Genomic DNA, 23,684 nt, shown 5'->3' on the forward strand with positions numbered 1-23,684 from the left:
ATGAGAATTGCAATGTTAACCAATAATTATAAGCCTTTTGTTGGAGGGGTTCCAATATCAATAGAAAGATTATCTAAGTCTTTAAGAAGTCTTGGACATGAAGTTTATATCTTTGCTCCAACTTATGACAATCAGTGTGATGAGGAATTTGTAATAAGATATAAATCCCTAAAAGGAAAAATATCAGGAGGAGTTGTGCTTCCTAATATATTTGATATAGAAATAGAGAAAAAGTTCAAAGCTTTAAAGTTTGATGTTATTCACGTACATCATCCAATGTTGTTAGGGAACATAGCTCAGTATCTAGGAAGAAAATATAATATTCCAGTTATATATACTTATCATACAAGATATGAAGAATATCTACATTTCCTAAAACCTTTTGAGTTATTAGAAAGTAGAGGAGACAAGATAGGAGATAAAATTTTAAGTTATAGTAAAGAAAAGTTTATACCTAATAGAGTAAAGCACTTTGTTAATAGGTGCGATTTGGTTTTTACACCCACAGAAACGATGAAGGGATATTTATTACAGAGTGGTGCGGAAAGTAAAATAGAAATACTACCTACTGGACTAGAAGATGAATACTTCGATTTAAATGGAAATGAAAGTAAAGAAATAAGAAATACCTATATTGGAGATAATAAATATTTATTTTGTACTGTTTCAAGACTTAGTAAAGAGAAGAACTTACACTTTTTTATAGATGGATTACTAGAACTAAAAAATAAAATAGGTGATTGTTTTAATACTATGGTTATTGGTGATGGTCCATTAAAGAAAGAGCTAGAAGAAAGAGTTCAGAGATTAGGTCTTCATAATAATGTTACTTTTATAGGGAAAGTTGATAATAAAAAGATAAAAGACTATTACGGTGCATGTGATTTATTTCTTTTTTCTTCAAAGTCAGAAACTCAGGGGATAGTTCTTCTTGAAGCTATGGCATCAAAGCTCCCTGTAGTAGCAGTTAAAGCTTCAGGTGTAATGGATGTAGTAAAGAATGATGTTAATGGATATATGACAACTGAGAACAAAGAATACTGGGCTAAGAGGATATTGGATATTATAATGAACAATAATCTAAGGTTAAAACTTAAAGATGGAGCTTTTAGAACATCAAAAGAATACTCTAACTCTAAAATTGCTAAATTGGCCCTACATTATTACGAAGAGGTAATATTAGAATGTTATAGAAGGGGACAAGAGTATGCATTTAAAATTGGATAGGAATAGATTACTTAGTAAAGTTTATATAAGCTATTTAAGATTAATATGGAAAACAAGTTCTATTGAATATGAAGGAGAGATAAATGATTTTTCCAACAGTATAATTGGATTTTGGCATGGTGACAGCTATGTTATGAATTTAGCAATTAATAAATTAATATCGAAGGATATAGATTTACAGGTTGTGGTTACTGCTGACAAAAGAGGAGATTATATTGAGAATATCCTAAATTACTATGGAGGGAAAGCACTGAGGATGCCAGATGGTATAAAGATGAAGGGGTTTTTAAAAGAACTTAAAACAGAAAGTAAGAAGGAAAATGGAACTCTAGCCATTGCTCTTGATGGACCATTAGGACCCTTCCGTGAACCAAAGAAAATAGCACCTCTGTTATCAAATGAATCTGGTAAAGAATTAATAGGATTTAAAATAGAGTATTCTAATAAGATATACTTAAATAAAAGATGGGATAAATATTCAATACCATTACCATTTACAAGTATAAAAATAAATACTGTAAATTTTGGAGTGGTAACAAAGGATGATTTAAGAGGTTATAGAGAATATTCTAAAGAGTTAAAGAAGTTTCTTTAGAAATTCTTTAGATTTATCTAGATATTATCTTTAGTAATGTTACTTATACTTTAATTAATAGGCGATAAATGATATCTTTATCTATGTATTTAATAAGAAAAGAGGTATTGCGATGAATACATATAATGTTTTAGTTGTAGAGGATGAAAAGGAAATTGCAGATGCAATAGAAATATATTTGAAGAATCAAGGATATAGGGTATTTAAAGGATCAAATGGAATAGAGGGGTTAGAAATAATAGATAGAGAAGAGATACATTTAGCTATCGTGGATATAATGATGCCTAAGATGGATGGTATCCAAATGACAATGAAGCTTAGAGAAAATCATGATTTTCCTGTAATTATGTTATCAGCTAAATCTGAGGATTTTGATAAAATAACAGGCCTTAATATTGGTGCAGATGATTACGTAACAAAGCCATTTACGCCATTAGAATTACTTGCAAGGGTTAATTCTCAGCTTAGAAGATATTCTAAATATTTGAAGTTGGTTGGCAATAAAGAAATTGAGGAAAATGTGTTTTCAATAGGAGGTCTTGAACTTAGTGTTGATAGAGTTGAAGTTACTGTAGATGGAAAACAAGTGAAAATGACTCCTATAGAATTTAAGATATTACATCTACTTATGAAAAATGCAGGAAGAGTATTTTCATCAGAAGAGATATATGAAAGGGTGTGGAATGAACAAGCAATAAATACTGATACCATAATGGTTCATATAAGAAATATACGAGAGAAGATAGAAATTAATCCTAAGAATCCAAAGTATTTAAAGGTGGTGTGGGGAGTTGGATACAAAATTGAAAAACAATAAGAAAAGTTTATTATTAAGTGTAATAGTAGGAATTATTATTTTAGCAGTATCAATAGGTATGGTAAGTTTTTATCCTAAAATGGTTAGGGTGGCTAAGGAGAAATCTTTATCTGTAAATCCATATATAGATTATTCTCTTCAAAAATATATGTACGATAGTAGTATGGTTCTATATAAAAACTTACTTGAAAAAGAATATGATAAAAATATAGTACCTTCTGATATTTTCATTAAAGATAGAGAAAATGAAAACTATGATAGAAATGATTATAAAGAAAATATAGATCAAAAAGTGTATAATGCAGAAGATTTACTTAAAAAAGGAATCAAAAATCTTGATTATATAATTATAAATAATAAAAGTGGTTTTGAAATTTCTAAAGGTGAAGATAACATTAAAAAGATAGTAAAAGGTGAATTGACAAGTGAAGATGAGCATTATGGATATTATATAGTTATTAAATATGATGAGGTTGGTAATTATACCATAGTAGATATTAAAGGTGCAGAGAAGGATGTTATTACAAATTTATTTTATGGTCTAGAATGGAAACAGTATGGTTATGGTGAAAGTATAACCGTAAGTGGCCCTAAAGATGTTACTATTGCTTATGGAATACCTAAGCTCTTAGAATATAATGATCCTATTAGCTATTGTATAGAAAATAGTAGCAAAAATGCATATGGTGATATTTCTTTATTATATGTAGGAGCATTAGCTGTAATAATTATTATTTTAGCATTATTTACTCCTTCAAGAATATGGAGTAGATGTATTGGTATTAAAAATATATTAAGAATACCCTTTGAAATTTTAGTTGTTTTATTAACTTGTATGATTTCACTAATAGCTTTATTGCCAATGTTAGTATATGAATATGGTAATAATATTAGTAATTTTATAGAGATAATGAAGAGTATAGGTGTATCCCAAAGAACGTCAGAAATAGTATTTATGTTTGGTAATATACTAGGTTTATCAATTATTATATATGGAATTTATTTAGTTATAATAGCAGTGAAAAATATATTTTATATTGGAGCTAAAGAGTATTTTAAAACTAAATCATTAATAGGAATGCTCTTATTAAAATCTAAAGGTTGGATTAAAGAAGGTTATAATAGACTTGTAGAAATAGATTTAAATGATAAATCAAATAAGACTCTTATAAAAATATTAGGTGTAAATTTTATTATATTAAGTATAATGTGCAGTATTTGGTTTTTTGGTATAGGAATATCAATAGCTTATACAATAGTGTTATTCTTTGTGCTAAAGAAATATTTTGATGACGTAAAACAAAAGTATAATATTTTACTTGAAGCAACTAATAAGATTGCAGAAGGAAATTTAGATGTAGAAATAAAGGAAGACTTAGGTTTATTTAATCCACTAAAAGGAGAACTAGAAAAGATTCAATCGGGATTTAAAAAGGCTGTAGAACAAGAAGTGAAAAGTCAAAGATTAAAAACTGAACTTATATCAAATGTTTCCCATGATTTGAAAACACCATTGACTTCAATAATAACTTATGTTGATTTATTAAAGAATGAAAATATTACAGAAGAAGAGAGAAAATCATATATAGAAACAATAGAAAGAAAATCTCAAAGGCTTAAGAACTTGATCGAAGACCTATTTGAGATGAGCAAAGCTACTAGTAAAAATGTTCAGCTTAATATAGTAGACGTGGATATAGTAGAGTTGATGAAGCAAACACAATTTGAATTAAGTGATAAAATTGAAGAATCTTCATTGAAGTTTAAATGGAATCTACCTAGTGAAAAAGTAATTGTTAAGCTAGATAGTCAGAAGACATTTAGAGTTTTTGAAAACTTACTAGTAAATATAGTTAAGTATGCTATGCCAAATTCAAGAGTATTTATTGATATTATAAATAAAGAAGATGGTGTAGATATAGAGTTGAAGAATATGTCTGCTACAGAAATAGATTTTACAGGTGAAGAGATTGTTGAGAGATTTACAAGAGGAGATAAGTCTAGAAATACAGAAGGATCAGGACTTGGACTTGCAATAGCCAAGAGTTTTGTAGAGCTTCAAGGTGGATGTTTTGTGGTTGAAGTTGATGGGGATTTATTTAAAGTAAAAATAAAATTTAAGAAATGATTAGCTAAATAGGCGATATAAATATAAGAAGTAAAAAAGGAGCTGTTATAATAGCTCCTTTTTACTATAATTTTTGAACATTTACTGCCATAGGCCCCTTTTCGCCTTCTTGTATATCAAAGGTTACATCTTCACCCTCGTGCAAATCTTTTTCAGGACCTTTTTCTTTTATTTGAGAATGATGAACGAAAACATCTTTTCCATCATTACAAGAAATAAATCCATATCCTTTTTCTTGATTGTACCATTTTACTGTTCCTGTTATACTTGCCATTTTTAATTATCTCTCCTTATTATATGGTGTCTTAGTTAGTATTCCTTTAGAAGAAAATAATTATGTTACAAATAAATAATATTGTGAGTAAAGTTAAGGTATATACATGAATAATAGTTAAGTATATACCTTAAAGTTATATTTTTTTACTGTATCTCTTTCTACTAAGGTATTGTTCAAAATAATTCTTTTGCTATATTCATTGTTGCAATCAATTTTATCTTTAATTAAGCTAGCAGCATTAGTTCCAAGTAGGTGCATATTTTGATCCATAGTAGTAAGTTTTGGTTCTATAAGGCTACTTAATTGAATATTATCATATCCAATAATAGATAAAGCCTTAGGTATTTCTATATTTAGCTTTTTACAAGCATTTATTGCTCCAACTCCCATAAGGTCGTTACAAGCAAATATAGATGTTACATTTAGTTTAGGTAAAAGTTCTATCAGCATAGAGGTTGTATTATCTACAGTTTTTAAGCTGTTACCCTCACCTATATTTATAATGTTTTCATGATGAAAGTTACCGATATCCATCATGAGTTTTTTATAAACCTCTTCCTTAACATCATAAGAATAACTATCTTTGCCACGAATAAATAAAATGTTTCTGTGGTTCTTATCAAGTAGATATCTTAAGGCTAATTTGCACCCTGTAGATTCATCATTTGAAACTGATGATATATTAGGAACAGTTGTATAGCCATTTATAAATACAAATGGTATTTTTTTTGATAATTCGTTATAAAACTTATTTTTAATATTTGATGTAGTAGGGTCAATTACTATAATACCTGCAACGTTTCGAGCAAGCAGATTATTAACACATTTTTTTTCTTCATCTTTATCATTAGATGTGGTCATTAATATAATGGATAAAGAATATTTCTTCAATTCTGATTCTATCCCATATACAACGCTTGGGAAGAATAAGTTAGTTAAACTAGGAACTATTACACCTATTGTAGTTGACTTTCTTTGAGTAAGTTCCCTTGCTTGCATGTTGGGTATATAGTTTAGTTCTTCAATTGCCTTAAGAACTCTTTTCTTAGTTTCTTCTTTAACAGGATAATTTCCATTCATTACCCTTGATACAGTAGCCACAGAGGTATTTGCCTTTTTTGCTACTTCAGTGATAGTTATGTTCATAGAGTTATTCCACCTTACAATGTTTTTATAAATTTATCAAAGGCTTCTAATCCTTTTTCATCCCTTTTAAATACACCTGCATGAGATAATACTTCTTGGAATTTTAGTCCAACTTCTTCTTTTAAAATTTCCATTACAGTATTCTCTGTAAATGATGGGTATTTGTTAATGATGTAATTATACCACTTAGCGTGTTTAGAAACAATTTCATTAGTTGATATATCTTTTTCACCATCTAAAAGAGCGTTCTTAATTATATTAAGTTCATTTTTTAATCTAGCAGGTAAAACGGCAAGTCCCATAACTTCAATTAAACCAATGTTTTCTTTCTTAATATGATGAACTTCTTCATGAGGATGGAAAAGACCAAGTGGATATTTTTCACTAGTTCTATTATTTCTTAAAACTAAGTCTAGCTCATACTTATTATTTTTGTATCTAGCTATTGGCGTTATAGTATTATGTGGTTCGTTATTAGTGTGACTTAGAATATCTACAGTAGTATCTGAGTATTTTCTCCAAGTAGATAAAATATGGGCAGCTAAGTTTAATAAATCATCCTTATTGTCACTTACTAATCTAACTACAGACATTGGCCATTTTAAACGTCCAACAGTTACTTTTTCATAACCAGGAATGACATAAGATTTTTCTAATAATGCATTTTCCATTGCAAAAGTATATCTTCCACCTTGGTAGTGGTCATGTGACAAAATTGATCCTCCAACTATTGGTAAGTCTGCATTTGACCCTATAAAATAATGTGGAAACTGCTCTACAAATCCTAAAAGATTTTCAAAAGTAGTTCTATTGATTTTCATAGGAACATGCTCACTGTTTAAAACAATACAATGTTCGTTATAGTAGGTATAAGGAGAGTATTGTAAGAACCATTTTGTTTCGTTTAGCTTCAATGGAATTATTCTATGTGTTTCTCGTGCAGGATGATTTAAGGTTCCGTAGAAACCTTCATTTTCTTTGCATAATAAACATTTAGGATAAGATGAAGCTTTTTGAAGCTTAGCCTTAGCTATTTCCTTTGGATCTTTTTCTGGCTTTGAAAGATTAATTGTTATATCTAAATCACCATAAGGGGTAGAGGTTTTCCATACAATATTTTTATTAGTTCTTTCTTTTCTAATATAATTAGAAGCTATACTTAAACCAAAATAGTAATCAGTTGCATGCTTTGGATCTTTTTTATAGAGTCTTGAAAAAGTATTAATTACTTCAGAAGGTCTAGGCATAACACAGTTCATTATTTTTGTATCAAATAAGTCTCTTTCTGTAGTTGAGTTTTCAATCATAGCTTTTGAAACTGCGTAGTCTAAAATATTTTCTAAAATTTCTGTAGGGTTATCTAAAGTTTCATTAACGATTTCTTCTTCAAATTCATTTAGATTTAAAGTTCCAAGTAGCATGTTAATTGAATATATTCTATCTTCTTCTGAGATTAAATCTTTTTGAAGAGCAAAATTTATAAGTCGATTTATCTCATGGTTTATCATAATAAAACCTCCTTAATCATTAAATCCGTCTGGATTTTTAGAATGCCATGTCCATGCTGTTTTTATAATATCTTTAACGTTAGTATATTTAGGCTCCCATTTAAGAAGATTATGAGCTTTTTCGCTTGAAGCTATAAGTATAGCAGGGTCACCAGCTCTTCTTTCTCCTAAGACAACCTTTATTTCTTCACCGGTAGCTTCCTTTGTTGCATCTATCATTTCTTTTACAGAGAAGCCTTTACCGTTTCCAAGGTTAAAGATATTGCTTTCATTTCCGGCTCTTAAATAGTTAAGAGCTTTTATGTGTGCATCTGCAAGATCTAAAACATGGATATAGTCACGGATACATGTACCATCTTCCGTTGGATAATCATCACCAAATACTGTTATATGCTCACGTTTCTTTAAAGGTACTTGAAGTATTAATGGTATAAGATGAGTTTCTGGTGAGTGATCTTCTCCAATACTACCATCTTCTAAAGCACCTGCAACATTGAAATATCTTAGAGAAACAAATTTAATTCCATTAGCTTTGTTTACCCATTTCATCATTTTTTCCATTGTAAGCTTTGTTTCTCCATAGGTATTGGTTGGGTTTGTTTCATCATCTTCTAATATAGGAACTTTTTTTGGTTCTCCATATACAGCAGCTGTGGATGAAAATACAATTTTATCAATGTTGTGTTTAACCATACTTTCAAGTAATACTTGCATTCCATATACATTGTTATTAAAGTAAAGTAAAGGGTTAGTCATGCTCTCACCAACTAATGAGTTTGCGGCGAAATGTATTACAGCTTCAATATTATTTTCTGAGAATACTTTATCTAAGAAAGCATGATCTCTTATATCACCTTTGTAAAATTTAGCTTTTGAATTAATGGCTTTTAAGTGTCCTGTTTGAAGATTGTCCACAATTACAACATCTTCATTACTTTTTATAAGTTGATGAACTGTGTGAGAACCAATGTAACCAGCACCACCACATACTAATATTGACATACTAAAACCCCCTAAAATAGTTTTCTAGTTCCATCAGAAATATCTACTACGTAGAAACTAGGTTTATATCCAATAATTTTTTCATATTTTTCAGTAGAGTAGTTTATGAATTCATCAATAGCATCTTCTTTTACTATGCTTATTGTGCATCCACCAAAACCAGCTCCTGTCATACGTGAACCTATGACTTTATCCTTTTGATCCCAAGCAGCCTCAACTAAAGTATCAAGTTCAATTCCTGTAACTTCATAGTCATCTCTTAAAGAAATATGAGATTGGTTCATAAGTTCACCAAAAGTTTTTATATCATTATTTTCTAAAGTTTTTACAGCTTTTAGAGTTCTTATGTTTTCTAATATAGCATGTTTAGCTCTTTTTCTAATGATAGGGTTTCCTATTTTATCCTTTAAAGATTCAAAATCTTCCTCTGTAAGTTCACCAAGAGAAGATATGGTTTTATATTCCTTTAATATTCTTAATGCTTCTTCACATTCAGCTCTTCTTTCATTATATTTTGAGTCAACAAGTCCACGCTTTTTATTAGTATTTCCTATTACTAGCTTGTACCCATCCATATTGATTTTGCTGTATCTATATTCTAAAGTGTTACAGTCAAGTAAGATTGCACAGTCCTTAGTTCCCATACCAATAGCAAACTGATCCATTATGCCACAGTTTACTCCGATAAATTTATTTTCAGCTTCCTGACTCATTTTAACCATAGAAATCATATCAACTTCTAAATTGAAAGTATCTTTAAGAATTATTGAAGTTAATAATTCAAGAGAAGCTGATGATGAAAGCCCTGAACCGTTAGGGATATTTCCATATATTAATACGTTAAATCCATTAGAAATATCAAAACCATGGTCTTTAAAGGTTTTAATAACTCCCTTAGGATAATTAGCCCAATCATGTTCTTTTTCAAATTTAAGTTGATCTAAATCAAATTCTATAACTCCAATATCTTTAAAGTTATTTGAATATAATCTAACCTTTTTATCATCTCTTTTAGTAGTTAGTCCATAAGTTCCTATAGAAAGTGCACATGGAAATACATTTCCTCCGTTGTAATCTGTATGCTCTCCAATCAAATTTACTCTTCCAGGTGAAAAATAAATGTTAGTTGGATTTTCATTAAAGATTTCAGTAAAGTCATTTTTTAAGTTTTCAATAAGTTCCATATTAATACCCTCCTTTATTTACTTTTATAGTAAGCGATTACTATGAAAAAGTAAATACTTTTTTGTTAAATAAAAGAATTTAATTAATTGTTTACATAATTATATTTACAACAATAGTTTTGGAAGAGTATTATATAAACAAGAAGATTAATATATATTATTTAGAGAAAAAAATAGAAAGCGGTTTCTTAGGAGGTATTTATGAGAATTAATGAAGAGTTTGTATTTGAAGATAAGAATGGGAAAGTATATGAGTATACATTAAGAAATGATAAAAATATTGAAGTTAAAATATTGAATTTAGGAGGTATTATTACAGGGATATATGTTCCCGATAGAAATGGAATTTTAGAAAATATAGTTGTAGGATGGAAAAATTATAAAGATTATACATGGGATAGTGGTTATACTGGAGCTTTGGTAGGGAGAACAGCAGGAAGAATTGCAGATGGTAAGATTACTATAAATAAAGAAAACTTTCAGTTATCAAAGAATTCAGGAAATAACACATTACATGGAGGTAATATAGGATTTAATAAAAAGCTATGGAATGTTACTAAATATAATGACCAGGATGAAGTTGGATTAATATTAGAAAGTGTAAGTAAAGATGGAGAAGAAGGGTATCCAGGAAATGTTATTCTAAAGGTAAAGTATTCTTTAAATAATAATAATGAATTATCAATAGAGTATTATGGGACAAGCGATAAAGATACTCTGCTTAATATGACCAACCATTCGTATTTTAATTTATCTGGAAACTTAAAGAGAAGTGTTTTAGATGAGTTTCTAACCATAAAATCTAATAAGTTTGCTGCTATAACAGAAGATGGAGCTTTATCAGGAAAATTGATAGATGTTAATGGAACTGAATTTGACTTTAATTATCCTAAAGAAATAGGAAAAGATATAAATGGAGAACATAATCAATTGAAATTAGGAAATGGATATGATCATCCTTGGAGTTTAGAAAAAAATAATAATGTTAAGGTGAGATTAGAAGATAAGGAATCTGGTAGATCTATGGAAGTATATACTGATAGAGAAGCTGTAGTTGTATATACTACAAATTATCCAGAAGATAATAAGGAGTTATATAGTGGCGGTTTTCTAAAGAAAAATTATGCAATATGTTTTGAAACGCAAGGTATGCCTATAGGAAAAAATGAAACTTTTTTAGATGGATCAATACTTAGAAAGGGAGAGGAATATAAAGCAAAAACTATTTTTAAGTTTACAAATTAACATAGTATAAGTATATTGTTTTAATCAAAATCTGACTGCTATTCAATATAGAAGTCAGATTTTGATTTTTTACTATTTATTTAATTTATCTAAGAAGATTGAGTAAATGTACTATTATCTATGATTTTTCTAGATTTATATAGATATTTAGCTTTTACAGAACCTAATGTAATAATAAATAGAACTAATAATATTGTTATCTCAGATAATACAACCCTAAAAGGTGTTGAATAATTTACAAGTGGTGTTATATATATAAGTTTTATAACTGCTCCGTGGAATATATACATAATTAATGAATTTTGTCCTATAGTATGAAGCTTAGTTACTTTTGATGGAGTATAACTTAGTATTAATCCGCCTAATACAAATGAGCCGACGTAATGAAATATTCTAATAAAGAATGGGAAAAGACGGTTATCATAGTAGAATTCATATTTAGTATATTCAAATAGAAGTTCTAGCATAGTTTGATCCTTTAATAAGTAAAGGACAAATAAAACTACTATAGAAGACAGTAATAAGTGAATTCTATATTTTTTTAACTTTTCTAAGTATTCTTTTTTGAACATCATTCCAACTACAAAATAAGGTAAAAAGAAAAAAGTTCTTGAGACACTAGCATAGCTACCAACACTATCATCAAAACCTATAGCTAAAGAAACAATTAATGATAGTATAAGCCACTTTTTCTTATCCTTTATATAATCTGATAAAATGTACCAGAATATTAAAGATAATAAATACCACATAGTCCATTGTGGTGTGAAAAATTCTAGAGTTAATGAACTGCTAAATACAAATCTATTTAAAAGATAGTAGAAAATTTGTACACATAAATATATCTTGAATATTTTTATTACTTTTTCTTGAGTTGTTCTTTTGCTTTTTGTGCAAAAATATCCTGAAACAAATGTAAATAGGGGCATATGGAACATGTATAGTACCAGTAAGAAGTAATGTGTGTTTAAACAAGACGGTTGTGCATGTTCTAAAGAGTTCCCTATAATTACAGAAATAATTAAAAAGGCTTTAAGATTGTCAAAATAATAATCCCTGGTTTTAATAATAATCCCCTCCCCTTGTATATAAAATATTACATAAATATTACAAAACAATGTCAATTATATTACTTGAATTATATTTGTCAATATAAATAGAAGAAGTAATATTACATAAGTTAGTAAAATAATATTAATAGAGGGTGATGGATATGTGGTTTAAGAACTTATTTAAGAGAAAAAAAAGTAATACTATTAAACAAGAAAATAAAAATATAACTACTGTTGCATTTGTTGCTTTAGAAAATAGAGAACTTCCTAACAAAAGTAACTTTAAAGATTATTTAGATGATAAATTTAACATAAGAATATTTATTAATAAGTGGAAAGAGGATATAGGAACTATAGATATAGAAGATAAACAGGTAATAATAACGTTAATGCCACATCCAATTGATTGGGATGAGATTAATCAATCTTGTGAAAGGGCATGGTACTTTAAACAAGCAAGAAGTAAGATGAGTAAGCATACTGCACATTTAGTTATATCTATTAATGGAAGGTTAGATGAACAAGTTAGGAATTGTATCTTACTAAGCAAGGTAATAGTAGCTATAATAAATTCTACTAATGTATTAGGAGTATATTGGTATAATATACAAACAATAAGGTCCCCGGAGGAATTTGAAAATAAAATTGTAAGTTTAGATGAAGAAAGTCTTCCTATTGAATTATGGGTGGACATAAGAATGCGAATGAATGGAAACTTTAAACAGGATATCTATACTGTAGGAATGGATAAGCTAGGCTTAAAGAATATTGAAATACTTAATTGTAAATTAGATTATTATATTTTATATATTTTTGTGTATGAAGTATGTTTGAATATGGTGTCAAAATGTTATGAGTATAGAGAAAAGGATATAATTGAAGAAGGAAAATATAAGTTCCAAGTTGAATATAATAAAGGATCAATAATTGATAATAAAGAAGTAATAAATTTTATTTCGTTATAAAGGAGGAGTGTTTATGGATTCAGTCTTATTTATAGTTGATATGAACAATGGTTTTGCAAGAGAAGGGGCATTATCAAGTGAACGAGTAGAGAAAATAATACCTAATATAGTAAAGGTGATAGAAGAATTTAAAGATAATGGGGATAGAATTGTGGCATTTACAGATAGTCACAAAAAGGATGCAGCTGAATTTAAGAGTTTTCCACCTCATTGTGTAGAAGGTACAGCAGAGTGTGAATTGGTAGATGAAATTAAGGCATATGAAGAAGATATGAAGGTTATAAAGAAAAATTCTACAAATGCATTTTTGGAAGAAGAGACACAAATAGAAGTAAATGACTTAATTAATAAAGGCGTTAAGAAGTGGTATGTTACTGGATGTGTAACTGATATTTGTGTAAAACAATTTACTTTAACATTAAAAACATACTTTAATAAAGAAAATTTAGATATGGATGTTATAGTAATTAAAAATTGTGTAGATACTTTTGATGCACCTGGTCATAGTGCAGAGGAAATGAACAAATATTCTTTTATGGATATGTTACAAGCTGGTATAGAAGTAATAGAAGAGTTTTAGGAGAAGATTTTTAGTAATCTCCTCCTTTTAATTTATGAATAAGTTGTGTCAATTGAATTAAAGATAAAAAAATATTATAATCTATAAAAGAGAAATAAAATGTAGCAGAAAGTTAGAGGAAGAGTAATGATTAAAGCAATATTATTTGATTTAGATGGAACACTATTAGATACTAATGAATTAATTTATAAGTCATTTTTCCATATGTTTAAAGAGGTATTAGATATAGAATTGCCTAAGACTGAAATAACTAGATTATATGGAAAGCCTTTAGAGAGATCTTTAGAAAAGTATGCAAACAATAGAGAAGAATTAGAAAGAATGATTAATGAATATAGATCCTATAATGCAGATCATCATGATGAAATGTGCGCACCATTTGAAGGGGTTATGGAACTACTTCAAACTCTTAATAGTAAAGGAATTAAGTTAGGAATAGTGACTTCTAAAAGAAAGGCAGTAGCTGAAAGAGGAATGATGCTTGGTGGCATACTTGAATATATGGATGTTATAATATCACCAGAGTCTACTACAAAGCATAAGCCAGAAGGAGAACCAGCTATGAAAGCTTGTGAAATATTAGGGGTAGAGCCTAAAGAAGCAATTATGGTTGGGGATAGTAGTTATGATTTGTTATGTGGTAAAAATGCAGGATGTTTTACTTGTGGAGTTGAATATACTGCTTTAGATATTAAAGATTTATTAGATGTAAAGCCAACATATATGGTTAAAAAACCTACTGATATTTTGGAACTTGTATAGGAGGGTATATGAACGTACAAATATTTGGAGCTAAGAAGTGTTTTGATACTAAGAAGGCGGAAAGATTCTTTAAAGAAAGAAGAATAAAGTATCAATTAATAGATATGAAAGAAAAAGGTATGAGTAAAGGTGAGCTTTCTTCTGTAAAATCAGCTGTAGGTATTAATGAATTAATTAATACAAAAGCTAAAAATTATTCAAAATCAAACTTAGGTAATATAAGAAGTGCAGAAGTTAAAGAAGAAATATTATTAAAGGATGGAAGCCTTATTGTTACACCTGTAGTTAGAAATGGGAAAAAAGCCACAGTTGGTTATAAACCTGAAATATGGAAAGAATGGATAGATAGTGAATAGATTAAAAGTAGGAATAACCTCTGGCAATAAAGTTGCTAGAGGTTACTTTTTATTAAATCATTGAGTTTTTGATGAAATTTATCATAGAGTTTTATCATTTTATCTTCAGTACAAGCATTATGAATTTCTGAAATAGGTATCCATTTAACACCCTTAGTTTCTTCTTCATTTAGAATAAGCTTAGTGTTTTCATCTCCCTCAAATAGGTAAGCTACTGAAAGATGAAGGTGAGGCGAAACGAATTTTCCTTTTTTATAATGGCCTTCTACAGTAAGAATATCAAGAGAAAAGATGTTTGGAATAATTAGGTTTAGGTTTTGAATTCCTGTTTCTTCTTTTGCCTCTTTTATAGCAATATGTAGTAAGTTATCATCACCATCAGCATGTCCGCCAGTCCAAGACCAAGAATTATAGATTCTATGATAAATCATAAGAACTTTATCTCTAGTTTTGTTTAAAATATAGCCAGAACTTGTTATATGCATTATTTCATTGTCTCTAGTTAAAATATTACTATGATTTCTTATTGCATCTAAAATTATTTTTTTATCTGACTCTTCTTGTGCGTTAAAGGGAACATAGTTTTCAATTTCTTTAATCCAGTTCATTGTAACCTCCATAATAGTAGAAACTCAAAGTTTTAACCTTGAGTTTCAATATGATTATTTCTTCTTTTTTTTCTTTCTAACGGAATAACCAAAGCTACCTAAGCTCTTTTTTGTCATTGGATAGTATTCTCCATGACAATAATTAATTAAGTTTGCTTCTTCAAAATGAATTTTCCCTTTTTCATCCATTAAGCTTTCGTCAATATGTGAACATAAAACATCTGCAATAATTAAATCGTGAGTTCCTAAGGGAATAATTTGTTTAACCTTACATTCTATTGCAACGGGACATTCATCTATATATGAGGCGTTAATTTGCCTACATTCCTTCATTGTAAAGCCCATTTCTTTAATTTTATCATTTGTTCTACCACTTTTAACACCACAATAATCTACAGCTTTAGTCATATTTGAGTGGGGCATATTAACCACAAATTCCATAGACTCTTTTATATATTCATAGGATAATCTATGAGGTCTTACAGATATAGAAAGCATTGGTGGTTTAGTACATACTGTACCAGCCCAAGCTACTGTAAATACATTTTCTTTTCCTTCTTTATTTTTAGAAGTGATTAAAACCACTGGAACTGGATTTAAAACTACACTTCCTTTGAAATCCATTTTGCTCATATAAAAACTCCTCTGTATTAATACTCTTTTGTTATCCCGTAAATTATAGCATTAAAAATTATTTTTAGCTATTACAAGTTGTCCTATTGATATTCCACCATCATTTGTAGGAATGTCTTTATGGGTAAGAACTTTAAAATTTTTCTTCTTAAGTTCATAATAGGTATTATTAAGTATAAAGTTATTTTGAAATACCCCACCACTTAGAGCAACTACATTAATATTAAAATCTAACCTGAGGAATTCACACATCTTTACAATATAGTTTACTATGGTTGAATGAAATCTTAAGGATATTTTTTCAATAGGAATTTTATTTTCTATATCTATAAGGATAGAGTTTATAATTTGGAGTGGAGAGATAATATATACTCCATTATCATCTTTAATATTAAAATCATATCCAATATCTAAGGCTTCTGTTTCTAAAATTGACTCTAGCATTATTGCAGCTTCTCCTTCAAAAGATGAATTGTGACAAAGGTTAAGAAGTGATGAAACTCCATCAAATAATCTTCCCATACTAGAAGAGGGATAAGATTTTTTAGGGTCAGAAAGTAATTTATATATAATATCATAAGTTTTTTTATAATTAGTATCTAAAATCCCCTTAGTCCTATTTAAATCTATGTTGTACAGATATGATAGGGCAATTTTATAGCAATCTCTAAGACTTGAATCTCCGCCTAAGAATCTAACATAGTCTAAATGTCCAACTCTTTTATATTCTTTTAAATTACAAATGAAAAATTCGCTTCCCCAAATAGAGTTATCATCCCCATATCCTGTTCCGTCAAAAGCCACACCAATTACTTTTTCGCTATATTTGTTGTCTACCATGCAGCTTACTATATGAGCATGATGATGTTGCACTCCTAAAGTAGGTATATTTAAAGAACTTGCATATTTACTACTTTCATAATCAGTATGCAAATCATGAACAATTAATTTTGGATTTATTTCAAATAATTTTTTATAGTGTTCTATATTGCTTTTAAATCTTTCTAGAGATTCATAGTTAATTAGTTCTCCATTATGAGGTCCTTGGTATATATAATTTCCCTTAGAAATAGCAAAGGTGTTTTTCATGTCACCACCTACAGCAAGAATTTCTTTTGAATCTTTATAAAGAAGAGGGAGAGGTGCATATCCACGACCTCTTCTAATAATCATATTTTCATAAGTGGTACATTTTATTATGGAGTCATCTAAGGGTAAAAATATATCTCTATTATTCATTAGGAAAAAGTCGCAAAATTGTCCAAGGTTATCTATAGCTTTTTTGTTTTCAAATTCTAAAGGAAGTCCAGATAGATTTCCTGACGTCATAATAAGAGAGTCTATATCAGTGGTCTGAAATATTAAAATTTGAAGAGGAGTAGATGGTAGCATGACTCCTAAATAATTATTATTTGGAGCAACTATATTTGGTAAGGAGTTATTCTGTTTTTTATTTAAAAGAACAATGGGACGTTCTTTACTTAATAAAAGTTGCTTTTCTGATTCATTTACATAACAAAACTTTTCAATTGTTTGGATATCTCTAATCATAAGTGCAAAGGGCTTTGATTTTCTTACTTTTCTTTTTCTAAGGGTCATTACTGTGCTTTCAGAATAGGGAGTACAACAAAGATGGAATCCTGATAAACTTTTTATTGCAAAGATAGAGCCTTCATTTATTTTTTTAGCAAAGAAATTTATGAGTTTTTTGTTGTATCTCCATGAATTGATTTTTTCTTCCCATATTATTTCTTGAGTAATATCTTTTCCTGAATTATCAGTTATAAAGATTTTAGGGCCACAGCTTGGACAACAATTAGGCTGTGCATGAAACCGTCTGTTACTCATAGTTGTATACTCTTTAAAACAATCTTTACATTGAGTGAAATTAGACATGGTGGTTACTTTTCTATCATAAGGAACTCTTTTTATGATTGAAAACCTAGGACCACAATTAGTGCAGTTAGTAAATGGATAAAAATATCTCTTATTATTTGGATCTAAAATATCAGCTGTACAATTTTCACAGGTGCATATATCAGGTGATATAAAAATTTGATTTTCACAAGCTTTTAGACTTTCTTTAATTTCAAATGAGGTTAAGTTATAGTTTTTATCATCTTTAATAGAAATGGATTCAATTCTAGATAATTCTGGAGGGGAGGTTTTTATTTGATTTATGAAAGATGAGGTACTTTCTTTATGACCTTCAATATGTATTTCCACACCATTACTATCGTTTAAAACCCATCCATTTAAACTAAATTTTTTTGCAATATTATATATATATGGTCTAAAGCCTACTCCTTGAACTATTCCTGTGATTTTTATCAAATATGAATAAATCATTGTAGAACACCACCTTAAGACGAATTAATAATATAAATTTTACCATATAAATATGAATTTTTTGTAAATAAATTAGTTCTCTATATAGAATTTGAAAAAAATGTCGAAAAATATACAGAGGGAGGTTTTTCTATGATTTTTAAAGATAAAAAATTAAAAACAAATTTAAAGAGTTTTAGAGGTCAGATAATTAAATTATTAATTATATGTACCTCAATACCAATAGTAACATTAGGTATATCATCAATAATATTATTCAAAAATTCAAGTGATAATGAATTTAAGAAGAGTGCTAAAAGTATTGATATGGCTGTAGAACAATTGGTTAATGAAAAGTTTGACGGAATTCAAAATATAATGGATATTGTTATAAAAAGATTAGAGAAAAATTCAAGTAAAGAAGAGTTGGAAAAAGACCTTATACTATTAGCAGAAGGGGATAAAGATGCTAAGTCTGCATTTATTTATGAAACTAAAAGTAAAGCAACATTAATTTATCCACATGTTGAAATACCTTCGAATCTTGATTCTACAACAAGAGAGTGGTATATAAAAGCAAAAGAGGCAAATGGACAGTTAGGAGTGTCTAATGTATATAAAGATATTATGACTGGAAAGAATATGGTTACTTTATCTAAAGCTCTAATAATAAATGGAGAGGTCCAAGCTGTTCTGGGCGTAGATTTTGATATTGAAAGTATTTCAAATGCTTTGAGCAATATTACTTTTGGTAATAATGGGATATGTAGTATTATTGATGCTAATGGAATAACAATTGCTCATCCTAATAAGGAGTATATTGGAAATAGTGATATTTCTGAAAGTAAAGTGTGGGAAACTATAAAGAATGAGGATAGTGGATTAGTTAAAGGAACAGCTGGATCAGAAACTATATATAATTTTGGCTTTACAACTTCAGATATTACAGGATGGAAAGTAATGCTTGAAGTTCCAAGTACTGATTTAACAGAAAATATAAAGAAGTTTATTACTACAATTATTATTACTATAATTGTGGTTTGGGTTATAGTAACTACATTAGGAAGTATATATTCAAGAAGAATGGGTAAATCTATAAAAATTATTAAAGATGGAGTTAATAAAGCTTCTGAAGGTGATTTTTCAGAAGAAATATCTTTATCAACAGGAGATGAGCTTGAGGAACTAGCAAATAGCTTTAATATTATGCAATATAAGATATCAGATTTAATTGGAAAGGTACAGTCCTCAATTATTGATGTATCTGATTCGTCTATTAATATATCAGAAATGAGTAATGATGTTGCTTTAGCTATTGGGGAGGTTGCTAATACTGCAGAGGAAATATCAAAAGGTACAATGGAATCTGCAGAGAGTTTGACAAATGTATCTTGTAATTTAGAGGGTGTTTCTCAAGATATTAATAATATAGATAAAGAAGCTAAGGATATTAATAATAAAGCTATAGAAACAAATGCTTTAGGAGAAGATGGAATAAATATTATAAACGTTGTAATGAGTAAGACGACAGAAACTAAAGAAAGTGCGATGGAAGTTAATAAAGTTATTTCTTTAGTGTCAGAAAGTGTAAGTAAAATTGGGGTGATGAATCAAGCAATATCCCAAATAACTGAACAAACTAATCTTCTTGCTTTAAATGCAGCTATAGAAGCAGCGAGAGCTGGAGAGGCTGGAAAAGGTTTTGCTGTAGTTGCTGAAGAGATAAGAAAGCTTGCAGAAGAAACATCAAAATCAGCAAAAGAGATAAATGAAGTGGTTCAAGAAGTATCATTAAAAGTTAATGTAGCAGTAGATACAGTTAAAAATACAAATGAAACTGTGGAAAGCCAACAGAATGTTATCTTAGATGCTGAAAAAATATTTAATAATATTATTAGTTCTGTTAAGGAGCTTACAAGTAAGGTTTATAACATATCAAATGCTTTAGATGAAATGGCAGAAAAGAAAGATGATTTAGTAAATCAAGTACAGAATTTATCTGCAATAGCTGAGGAGACAGCAGCAGGAACAGAAGAAGTATCTGCATCTTGTGAAGAAGTATCTGCATCTTCAGAAGAATTTACTGTTTATGCAAGTAAGCTTAAAGATTTAGGTAAGAATCTCGAAAATGAGGTAAATGTATTTAAGTTAAAAAAATAAGGAAGGGGTTAACCCTTCCTTTTTAATATCTTCTTCTACGTCTTGAACGACTATATCTCTTTCTATTATTAATAATCTTAATTATAAGAACTACTAAGATTACTACTATAACAATTGCAAGGACAATAGCAATATATACAAACATATTAGCCTTTATAAGCTTAAATACTGTTAAGTCACTGCTTCCTTTTACTTCTAAAGCTGAATCTAAAACTGTTGCGCTTAAAGGAATATCGTTTTTAGAAGCAAGTTTCCAAGCGTTGTTGCTTTCTGGATTTAGTGTTATTTTCAAGTTGTTTACATTAAGCGAATTATTATATAATTTCAAGTCTTCGCTTAAGGTTACATTAGCTGTTATTGTTTTTGTTGGTCCAAAAAATCCAAATAGTTTGTATTCAAGTTCAAGAGAACCAACCTCATCTCCAGCTTTCTTAATAACTTGTTTTTCAGCAGGATAGCTATAGTCCATCATAGAATTTAAGTCTCTAAATCTAGCATCATTATCGTTTCTATCAGACTTTAATACTACACCAATAAGTTTACGCCCATTTCTTTCATATAGACCAGCAAAACATGTTCCGGCATCATTAGTAACCCCTGTTTTACCACCTATATTCCCATTTTTGCCTAATTCAGTATTTCTATTTTCTAAGTGTATTATAGTATCTCCAGGTAAGGTAACTGTAGCATTTGAAAGTGCCATAGTTTCTCTTATCCATTCATTTTCATAAGCTTTCTTAGTTAAAATAGATAATTCATAAGCTGTAGAATAGTTTACATCTTTTCCTGTTACGGAATCTGGTAAACCATTAGGGTTTTCAAAGTGAGTATTTATTAATCCAAGCTCTTTTGCTTTGTCATTCATCATTTGAATGAATTTTTCTGAGGTTCCACCAACATGCTCTGCAATCATATATGCAGCATCATTACCAGAGAATAATAAAAGTTCCTTCATAGCTGTATCAGCATCAATGGTATCTCCTACCTTGAATGATTTACCATAAGGAAGCATTTGTTCACTTTGCATAGTATATGGTGGTTGTGCTAAAGCTGTTTCTGTATATACTATTTGGTCTGTTTTTTTTGCGTTTTCTGCAAAAAGTAATGCTGTCATTAGCTTAGTTGTACTAGCTAAATACATTTTTTCATTACCATTTTTGTCGTAAATTACTTCTCCAGTATCATAATCAACAACGACTCCAGCTTTTGAAATAATTTCTGGCGTATTAACTTTTTCTGTGGCATGGACCTTACTAGCAAAAGGTGCTAATAAAGATATGGAAAGAGCTAATGCCAATGTTTTTAACGTCTTTCTTTTTGTCACGGTTCATCTCCCCATCTCTTAAAAATAATGTGTCTGAAAACATTTTTAGTATATCATTTATGTATTTTAATAACAATATGTAAAATGACAATATTCTTAATTTCCTATTAATTACTTAAATATAAAAGCTTAAAAATGCCAACACTAAGGATAAATGAAGTAGGAGGTGAAAAAAATGAAGAAGCTAAAAGGATTCATATTAATTATACTGAGTTTTTTATGTGTACCTTTTTGTAATTATAAGGTGGATGCAGTGGAAGGAGAAAAGTTAGTTTATTTAACTTTTGATGATGGTCCTTCACCCAATAACACAAATAGAATTTTAAATGTTTTAAAGAAAAATGATGTAAGAGCATCTTTCTTTGTTGTTGGGAAGAATGTTGAAATGTTTCCGGAGATTGTGAAAAATATGGACAAGAATAATATGGATATATATCCACATTGCAACAATCATACTTATAAGGAGCTATATAGTTCCCAAGAGTTTTATTTTGATGACTTAAGCAAATGTCAAAAATCTATTAACAAGGTTACAGGAAAAAATGTTGGGTGTACATTTGTAAGGATGCCGGGCGGGTCTGATAACTTAGTTGGAGATAGAGAGGTTCTAGCTAGTATAAGAAATAATCTTTTGAAAAAGGGAGTTGATTATGTAGATTGGAATGTTGATTCTGGTGATGCTACAGCCATAAGTGTAGCAACTGATATAATAGAGGATAACGTTAGTTCTGGTGGCTGTAAATATCAAGTTGAAGTTCTTTTAATGCATGACTTAGATAATAAGAATACTACAACTGAAGCTTTAGACACCATAATTAATGAGTACAAAGTAATGGGATATAAATTTAAAACTTTAAGTGAGATGGAGCCTTGGGAAAAACAATACTTAGAGAATATAAGAGTTATTAATAGAAGGTAGGGAAATAACAATATATATTTACAAAAATATATAAATATATAAATATATAAATAAGTTCAATTATAATATAGAGAGTCAAAGAGTTAGTAGAGTTATAAAGAATAGATAGAATAGAAAGAACTCTGCCAAGTTAGCAGAGCTCTTTCTATTCTTTAAATCTATTTATGATATGTTCTTTGGCTTTTAATTCAAAAGTATCATCAAGCTTTTTAAGTTCAACAGAACCATATTTTTTTTCTAAAGCAATTCTTAAAAATCTATCTGCAAGCTCAGGATTTTTTGAAAGTAATGATCCGTGGAAATAAGTGCAGAAAGTATTCTTATAGATGCATCCTTCATAATTATCTTCACCATTGTTGCCGTATCCATGAATACATTTTCCAAGAGGCTTTAATCCATTTATAAATGTTCTACCAGAGTGATTTTCAAAACCAACATAGGTTTCATTAAATTCTTCGTTGTAGATTACAGTATTTCCAATAAGTCTCTTTTCTCCACCCTCAGTATAGATATCTAGTATGCTTAATCCTTCAAGTTTTTCGCCATTAGGAGAAATATAATGCTTTCCTAGAAGTTGATATCCGCCACATATAGCAAGAAGAACTTTTTCATCTTCTATATATTGCTTTAGAACTTCTCCTTTATTATTTTTAAGGTCTTCAGAAACAATTGATTGCTCATAGTCTTGACCTCCGCCAAAGAAAACTATATCTATATCGTCTTTATTAAATTTATCATTTAAAGAAACATTAACTATATTAACCTTTATTCCTCTTTCTTCAGCTCTATGTTTTAATACAAGAATATTACCAACATCTCCATAAACATTTAAAAGATCAGGATAAAGATGACAAATATTTAATTCCAT

General features: G+C 28.9%; 22 protein-coding genes. 11 read left to right on the forward strand and 11 right to left on the reverse strand.

The features are described from left to right. The 4 genes from DR024_RS03780 to DR024_RS03795 all read left to right on the forward strand — a co-directional run bounded on the left by DR024_RS03780 (position 1) and on the right by DR024_RS03795 (position 4,767). The gene (locus DR024_RS03780; RefSeq protein ID WP_111918190.1) at positions 1-1,227 is read left to right on the forward strand and encodes a glycosyltransferase; all 1,227 of its coding nucleotides are present in this window, start codon (positions 1-3) and stop codon (positions 1,225-1,227) included. After that, positions 1,208-1,822, forward strand: coding sequence for a lysophospholipid acyltransferase family protein (locus DR024_RS03785; RefSeq protein ID WP_111918192.1), 615 nt, complete (start codon positions 1,208-1,210; stop codon positions 1,820-1,822). The genes DR024_RS03780 and DR024_RS03785 overlap by 20 nt, the downstream gene beginning before the upstream one ends. A 112-nt stretch (positions 1,823-1,934) precedes the next feature. Continuing rightward, positions 1,935-2,639, forward strand: a complete 705-nt coding sequence (locus DR024_RS03790) for a response regulator transcription factor (RefSeq protein WP_055184617.1) — start codon at positions 1,935-1,937, stop codon at positions 2,637-2,639. Then, entirely contained in the window at positions 2,614-4,767 is a 2,154-nt protein-coding gene (locus tag DR024_RS03795; protein ID WP_055253423.1) for a sensor histidine kinase, read from the forward strand. Before DR024_RS03790 ends, DR024_RS03795 begins: the two co-directional genes overlap by 26 nt. A 64-nt stretch (positions 4,768-4,831) precedes the next feature. Here the strand turns inward: DR024_RS03795 and DR024_RS03800 are convergent, their stop codons facing one another. From DR024_RS03800 to DR024_RS03820, 5 genes are all read right to left on the reverse strand, one after another. Beyond that, positions 4,832-5,041, reverse strand: coding sequence for a cold-shock protein (locus tag DR024_RS03800; RefSeq protein ID WP_027098212.1), 210 nt, complete (start codon positions 5,039-5,041; stop codon positions 4,832-4,834). Between the two features lie 117 nt (positions 5,042-5,158). Beyond that, the gene (locus tag DR024_RS03805) at positions 5,159-6,190 is read right to left on the reverse strand and encodes a LacI family DNA-binding transcriptional regulator (RefSeq protein WP_055253425.1); all 1,032 of its coding nucleotides are present in this window, start codon (positions 6,188-6,190) and stop codon (positions 5,159-5,161) included. A 14-nt stretch (positions 6,191-6,204) separates the two neighbouring features. Beyond that, the gene (galT, locus tag DR024_RS03810; RefSeq protein WP_055253427.1) at positions 6,205-7,698 is read right to left on the reverse strand and encodes a UDP-glucose--hexose-1-phosphate uridylyltransferase; all 1,494 of its coding nucleotides are present in this window, start codon (positions 7,696-7,698) and stop codon (positions 6,205-6,207) included. A gap of 12 nt (positions 7,699-7,710) precedes the next feature. Next, entirely contained in the window at positions 7,711-8,700 is a 990-nt protein-coding gene (gene galE, locus DR024_RS03815; RefSeq protein WP_027098209.1) for a UDP-glucose 4-epimerase GalE, read from the reverse strand. Positions 8,701-8,711: 11 nt separating this feature from the next. Beyond that, a complete protein-coding gene (locus tag DR024_RS03820; RefSeq protein WP_055253429.1) occupies positions 8,712-9,884 on the reverse strand; it encodes a galactokinase in 1,173 nt (390 codons plus the stop codon). Between the two features lie 201 nt (positions 9,885-10,085). Between DR024_RS03820 and DR024_RS03825 the strand changes: the two genes are divergently transcribed. Then, positions 10,086-11,129 (forward strand): aldose epimerase family protein, encoded by a 1,044-nt coding sequence (locus DR024_RS03825; protein ID WP_027098207.1) that lies wholly within the window; start codon positions 10,086-10,088, stop codon positions 11,127-11,129. An 89-nt stretch (positions 11,130-11,218) separates the two neighbouring features. On the opposite strand, the gene DR024_RS03830 is transcribed toward DR024_RS03825, so the two are convergent. Beyond that, on the reverse strand, positions 11,219-12,253 hold the full coding sequence (locus DR024_RS03830) for an acyltransferase family protein (RefSeq protein WP_316089993.1): 1,035 nt from the start codon (positions 12,251-12,253) through the stop codon (positions 11,219-11,221). An 89-nt stretch (positions 12,254-12,342) separates the two neighbouring features. Between DR024_RS03830 and DR024_RS03835 the strand changes: the two genes are divergently transcribed. The 4 genes from DR024_RS03835 (at position 12,343) to DR024_RS03850 (ending at position 14,844) form a co-directional block, all read left to right on the forward strand. Next, positions 12,343-13,146 (forward strand): hypothetical protein, encoded by an 804-nt coding sequence (locus DR024_RS03835; protein ID WP_027098206.1) that lies wholly within the window; start codon positions 12,343-12,345, stop codon positions 13,144-13,146. Between the two features lie 13 nt (positions 13,147-13,159). Continuing rightward, positions 13,160-13,726, forward strand: coding sequence for a cysteine hydrolase family protein (locus tag DR024_RS03840; protein WP_027098205.1), 567 nt, complete (start codon positions 13,160-13,162; stop codon positions 13,724-13,726). Between the two features lie 126 nt (positions 13,727-13,852). Then, positions 13,853-14,488 (forward strand): pyrophosphatase PpaX, encoded by a 636-nt coding sequence (gene ppaX / locus DR024_RS03845; RefSeq protein ID WP_027098204.1) that lies wholly within the window; start codon positions 13,853-13,855, stop codon positions 14,486-14,488. An 8-nt stretch (positions 14,489-14,496) separates the two neighbouring features. After that, positions 14,497-14,844 (forward strand): arsenate reductase family protein, encoded by a 348-nt coding sequence (locus DR024_RS03850; protein ID WP_027098203.1) that lies wholly within the window; start codon positions 14,497-14,499, stop codon positions 14,842-14,844. Positions 14,845-14,879: 35 nt separating this feature from the next. Here DR024_RS03850 and DR024_RS03855 read toward each other — a convergent pair whose 3' ends face one another. Genes DR024_RS03855 through hypF form a run of 3 tightly spaced genes read right to left on the reverse strand, consistent with a single transcriptional unit; the run spans position 14,880 to position 18,434 of the window. After that, positions 14,880-15,452 (reverse strand): NUDIX hydrolase, encoded by a 573-nt coding sequence (locus DR024_RS03855; protein WP_027098202.1) that lies wholly within the window; start codon positions 15,450-15,452, stop codon positions 14,880-14,882. 54 nt (positions 15,453-15,506) lie between these two features. After that, positions 15,507-16,085 (reverse strand): flavin reductase family protein, encoded by a 579-nt coding sequence (locus DR024_RS03860; RefSeq protein ID WP_055253434.1) that lies wholly within the window; start codon positions 16,083-16,085, stop codon positions 15,507-15,509. Between the two features lie 51 nt (positions 16,086-16,136). Beyond that, positions 16,137-18,434 carry a carbamoyltransferase HypF gene (hypF, locus tag DR024_RS03865; RefSeq protein ID WP_099313854.1) on the reverse strand — a complete coding sequence of 766 codons (2,298 nt, stop codon included), beginning with the start codon at positions 18,432-18,434 and terminating at the stop codon, positions 16,137-16,139. Positions 18,435-18,566: 132 nt separating this feature from the next. Here hypF and DR024_RS03870 point away from each other — a divergent pair, with 132 nt between their 5' ends. Next, a complete protein-coding gene (locus tag DR024_RS03870; protein ID WP_055184596.1) occupies positions 18,567-20,573 on the forward strand; it encodes a methyl-accepting chemotaxis protein in 2,007 nt (668 codons plus the stop codon). Positions 20,574-20,595: 22 nt separating this feature from the next. On the opposite strand, the gene DR024_RS03875 is transcribed toward DR024_RS03870, so the two are convergent. After that, entirely contained in the window at positions 20,596-21,897 is a 1,302-nt protein-coding gene (locus DR024_RS03875) for a D-alanyl-D-alanine carboxypeptidase family protein (RefSeq protein WP_027098198.1), read from the reverse strand. Positions 21,898-22,072: 175 nt separating this feature from the next. On the opposite strand from DR024_RS03875, the gene DR024_RS03880 reads away from it, so the two are divergent. After that, positions 22,073-22,816 (forward strand): polysaccharide deacetylase family protein, encoded by a 744-nt coding sequence (locus DR024_RS03880; protein ID WP_027098197.1) that lies wholly within the window; start codon positions 22,073-22,075, stop codon positions 22,814-22,816. Between the two features lie 145 nt (positions 22,817-22,961). Here the strand turns inward: DR024_RS03880 and DR024_RS03885 are convergent, their stop codons facing one another. Next, entirely contained in the window at positions 22,962-23,684 is a 723-nt protein-coding gene (locus DR024_RS03885) for a type 1 glutamine amidotransferase (RefSeq protein WP_027098196.1), read from the reverse strand.

It is taken from the genome of Clostridium paraputrificum, from assembly GCF_900447045.1.
Classification (GTDB): domain Bacteria; phylum Bacillota; class Clostridia; order Clostridiales; family Clostridiaceae; genus Clostridium; species Clostridium paraputrificum.

Coding starts and splice junctions, on each gene's coding strand:
- DR024_RS03805 (WP_055253425.1), bottom strand. CDS start 6,190: ATGAACATAACTATCACTGAAGTAGCAAAAAAGGCAAATACCTCTGTG.
- DR024_RS03885 (WP_027098196.1), bottom strand. CDS start 23,684: ATGGAATTAAATATTTGTCATCTTTATCCTGATCTTTTAAATGTTTAT.
- galE (WP_027098209.1), bottom strand. CDS start 8,700: ATGTCAATATTAGTATGTGGTGGTGCTGGTTACATTGGTTCTCACACA.
- hypF (WP_099313854.1), bottom strand. CDS start 18,434: ATGATTTATTCATATTTGATAAAAATCACAGGAATAGTTCAAGGAGTA.
- DR024_RS03800 (WP_027098212.1), bottom strand. CDS start 5,041: ATGGCAAGTATAACAGGAACAGTAAAATGGTACAATCAAGAAAAAGGA.
- DR024_RS03790 (WP_055184617.1), top strand. CDS start 1,935: ATGAATACATATAATGTTTTAGTTGTAGAGGATGAAAAGGAAATTGCA.
- DR024_RS03880 (WP_027098197.1), top strand. CDS start 22,073: ATGAAGAAGCTAAAAGGATTCATATTAATTATACTGAGTTTTTTATGT.
- DR024_RS03820 (WP_055253429.1), bottom strand. CDS start 9,884: ATGGAACTTATTGAAAACTTAAAAAATGACTTTACTGAAATCTTTAAT.
- DR024_RS03855 (WP_027098202.1), bottom strand. CDS start 15,452: ATGAACTGGATTAAAGAAATTGAAAACTATGTTCCCTTTAACGCACAA.
- DR024_RS03870 (WP_055184596.1), top strand. CDS start 18,567: ATGATTTTTAAAGATAAAAAATTAAAAACAAATTTAAAGAGTTTTAGA.
- DR024_RS03860 (WP_055253434.1), bottom strand. CDS start 16,085: ATGAGCAAAATGGATTTCAAAGGAAGTGTAGTTTTAAATCCAGTTCCA.
- DR024_RS03850 (WP_027098203.1), top strand. CDS start 14,497: ATGAACGTACAAATATTTGGAGCTAAGAAGTGTTTTGATACTAAGAAG.
- DR024_RS03840 (WP_027098205.1), top strand. CDS start 13,160: ATGGATTCAGTCTTATTTATAGTTGATATGAACAATGGTTTTGCAAGA.
- DR024_RS03825 (WP_027098207.1), top strand. CDS start 10,086: ATGAGAATTAATGAAGAGTTTGTATTTGAAGATAAGAATGGGAAAGTA.
- DR024_RS03780 (WP_111918190.1), top strand. CDS start 1: ATGAGAATTGCAATGTTAACCAATAATTATAAGCCTTTTGTTGGAGGG.
- DR024_RS03835 (WP_027098206.1), top strand. CDS start 12,343: ATGTGGTTTAAGAACTTATTTAAGAGAAAAAAAAGTAATACTATTAAA.
- DR024_RS03785 (WP_111918192.1), top strand. CDS start 1,208: ATGCATTTAAAATTGGATAGGAATAGATTACTTAGTAAAGTTTATATA.
- galT (WP_055253427.1), bottom strand. CDS start 7,698: ATGATAAACCATGAGATAAATCGACTTATAAATTTTGCTCTTCAAAAA.
- ppaX (WP_027098204.1), top strand. CDS start 13,853: ATGATTAAAGCAATATTATTTGATTTAGATGGAACACTATTAGATACT.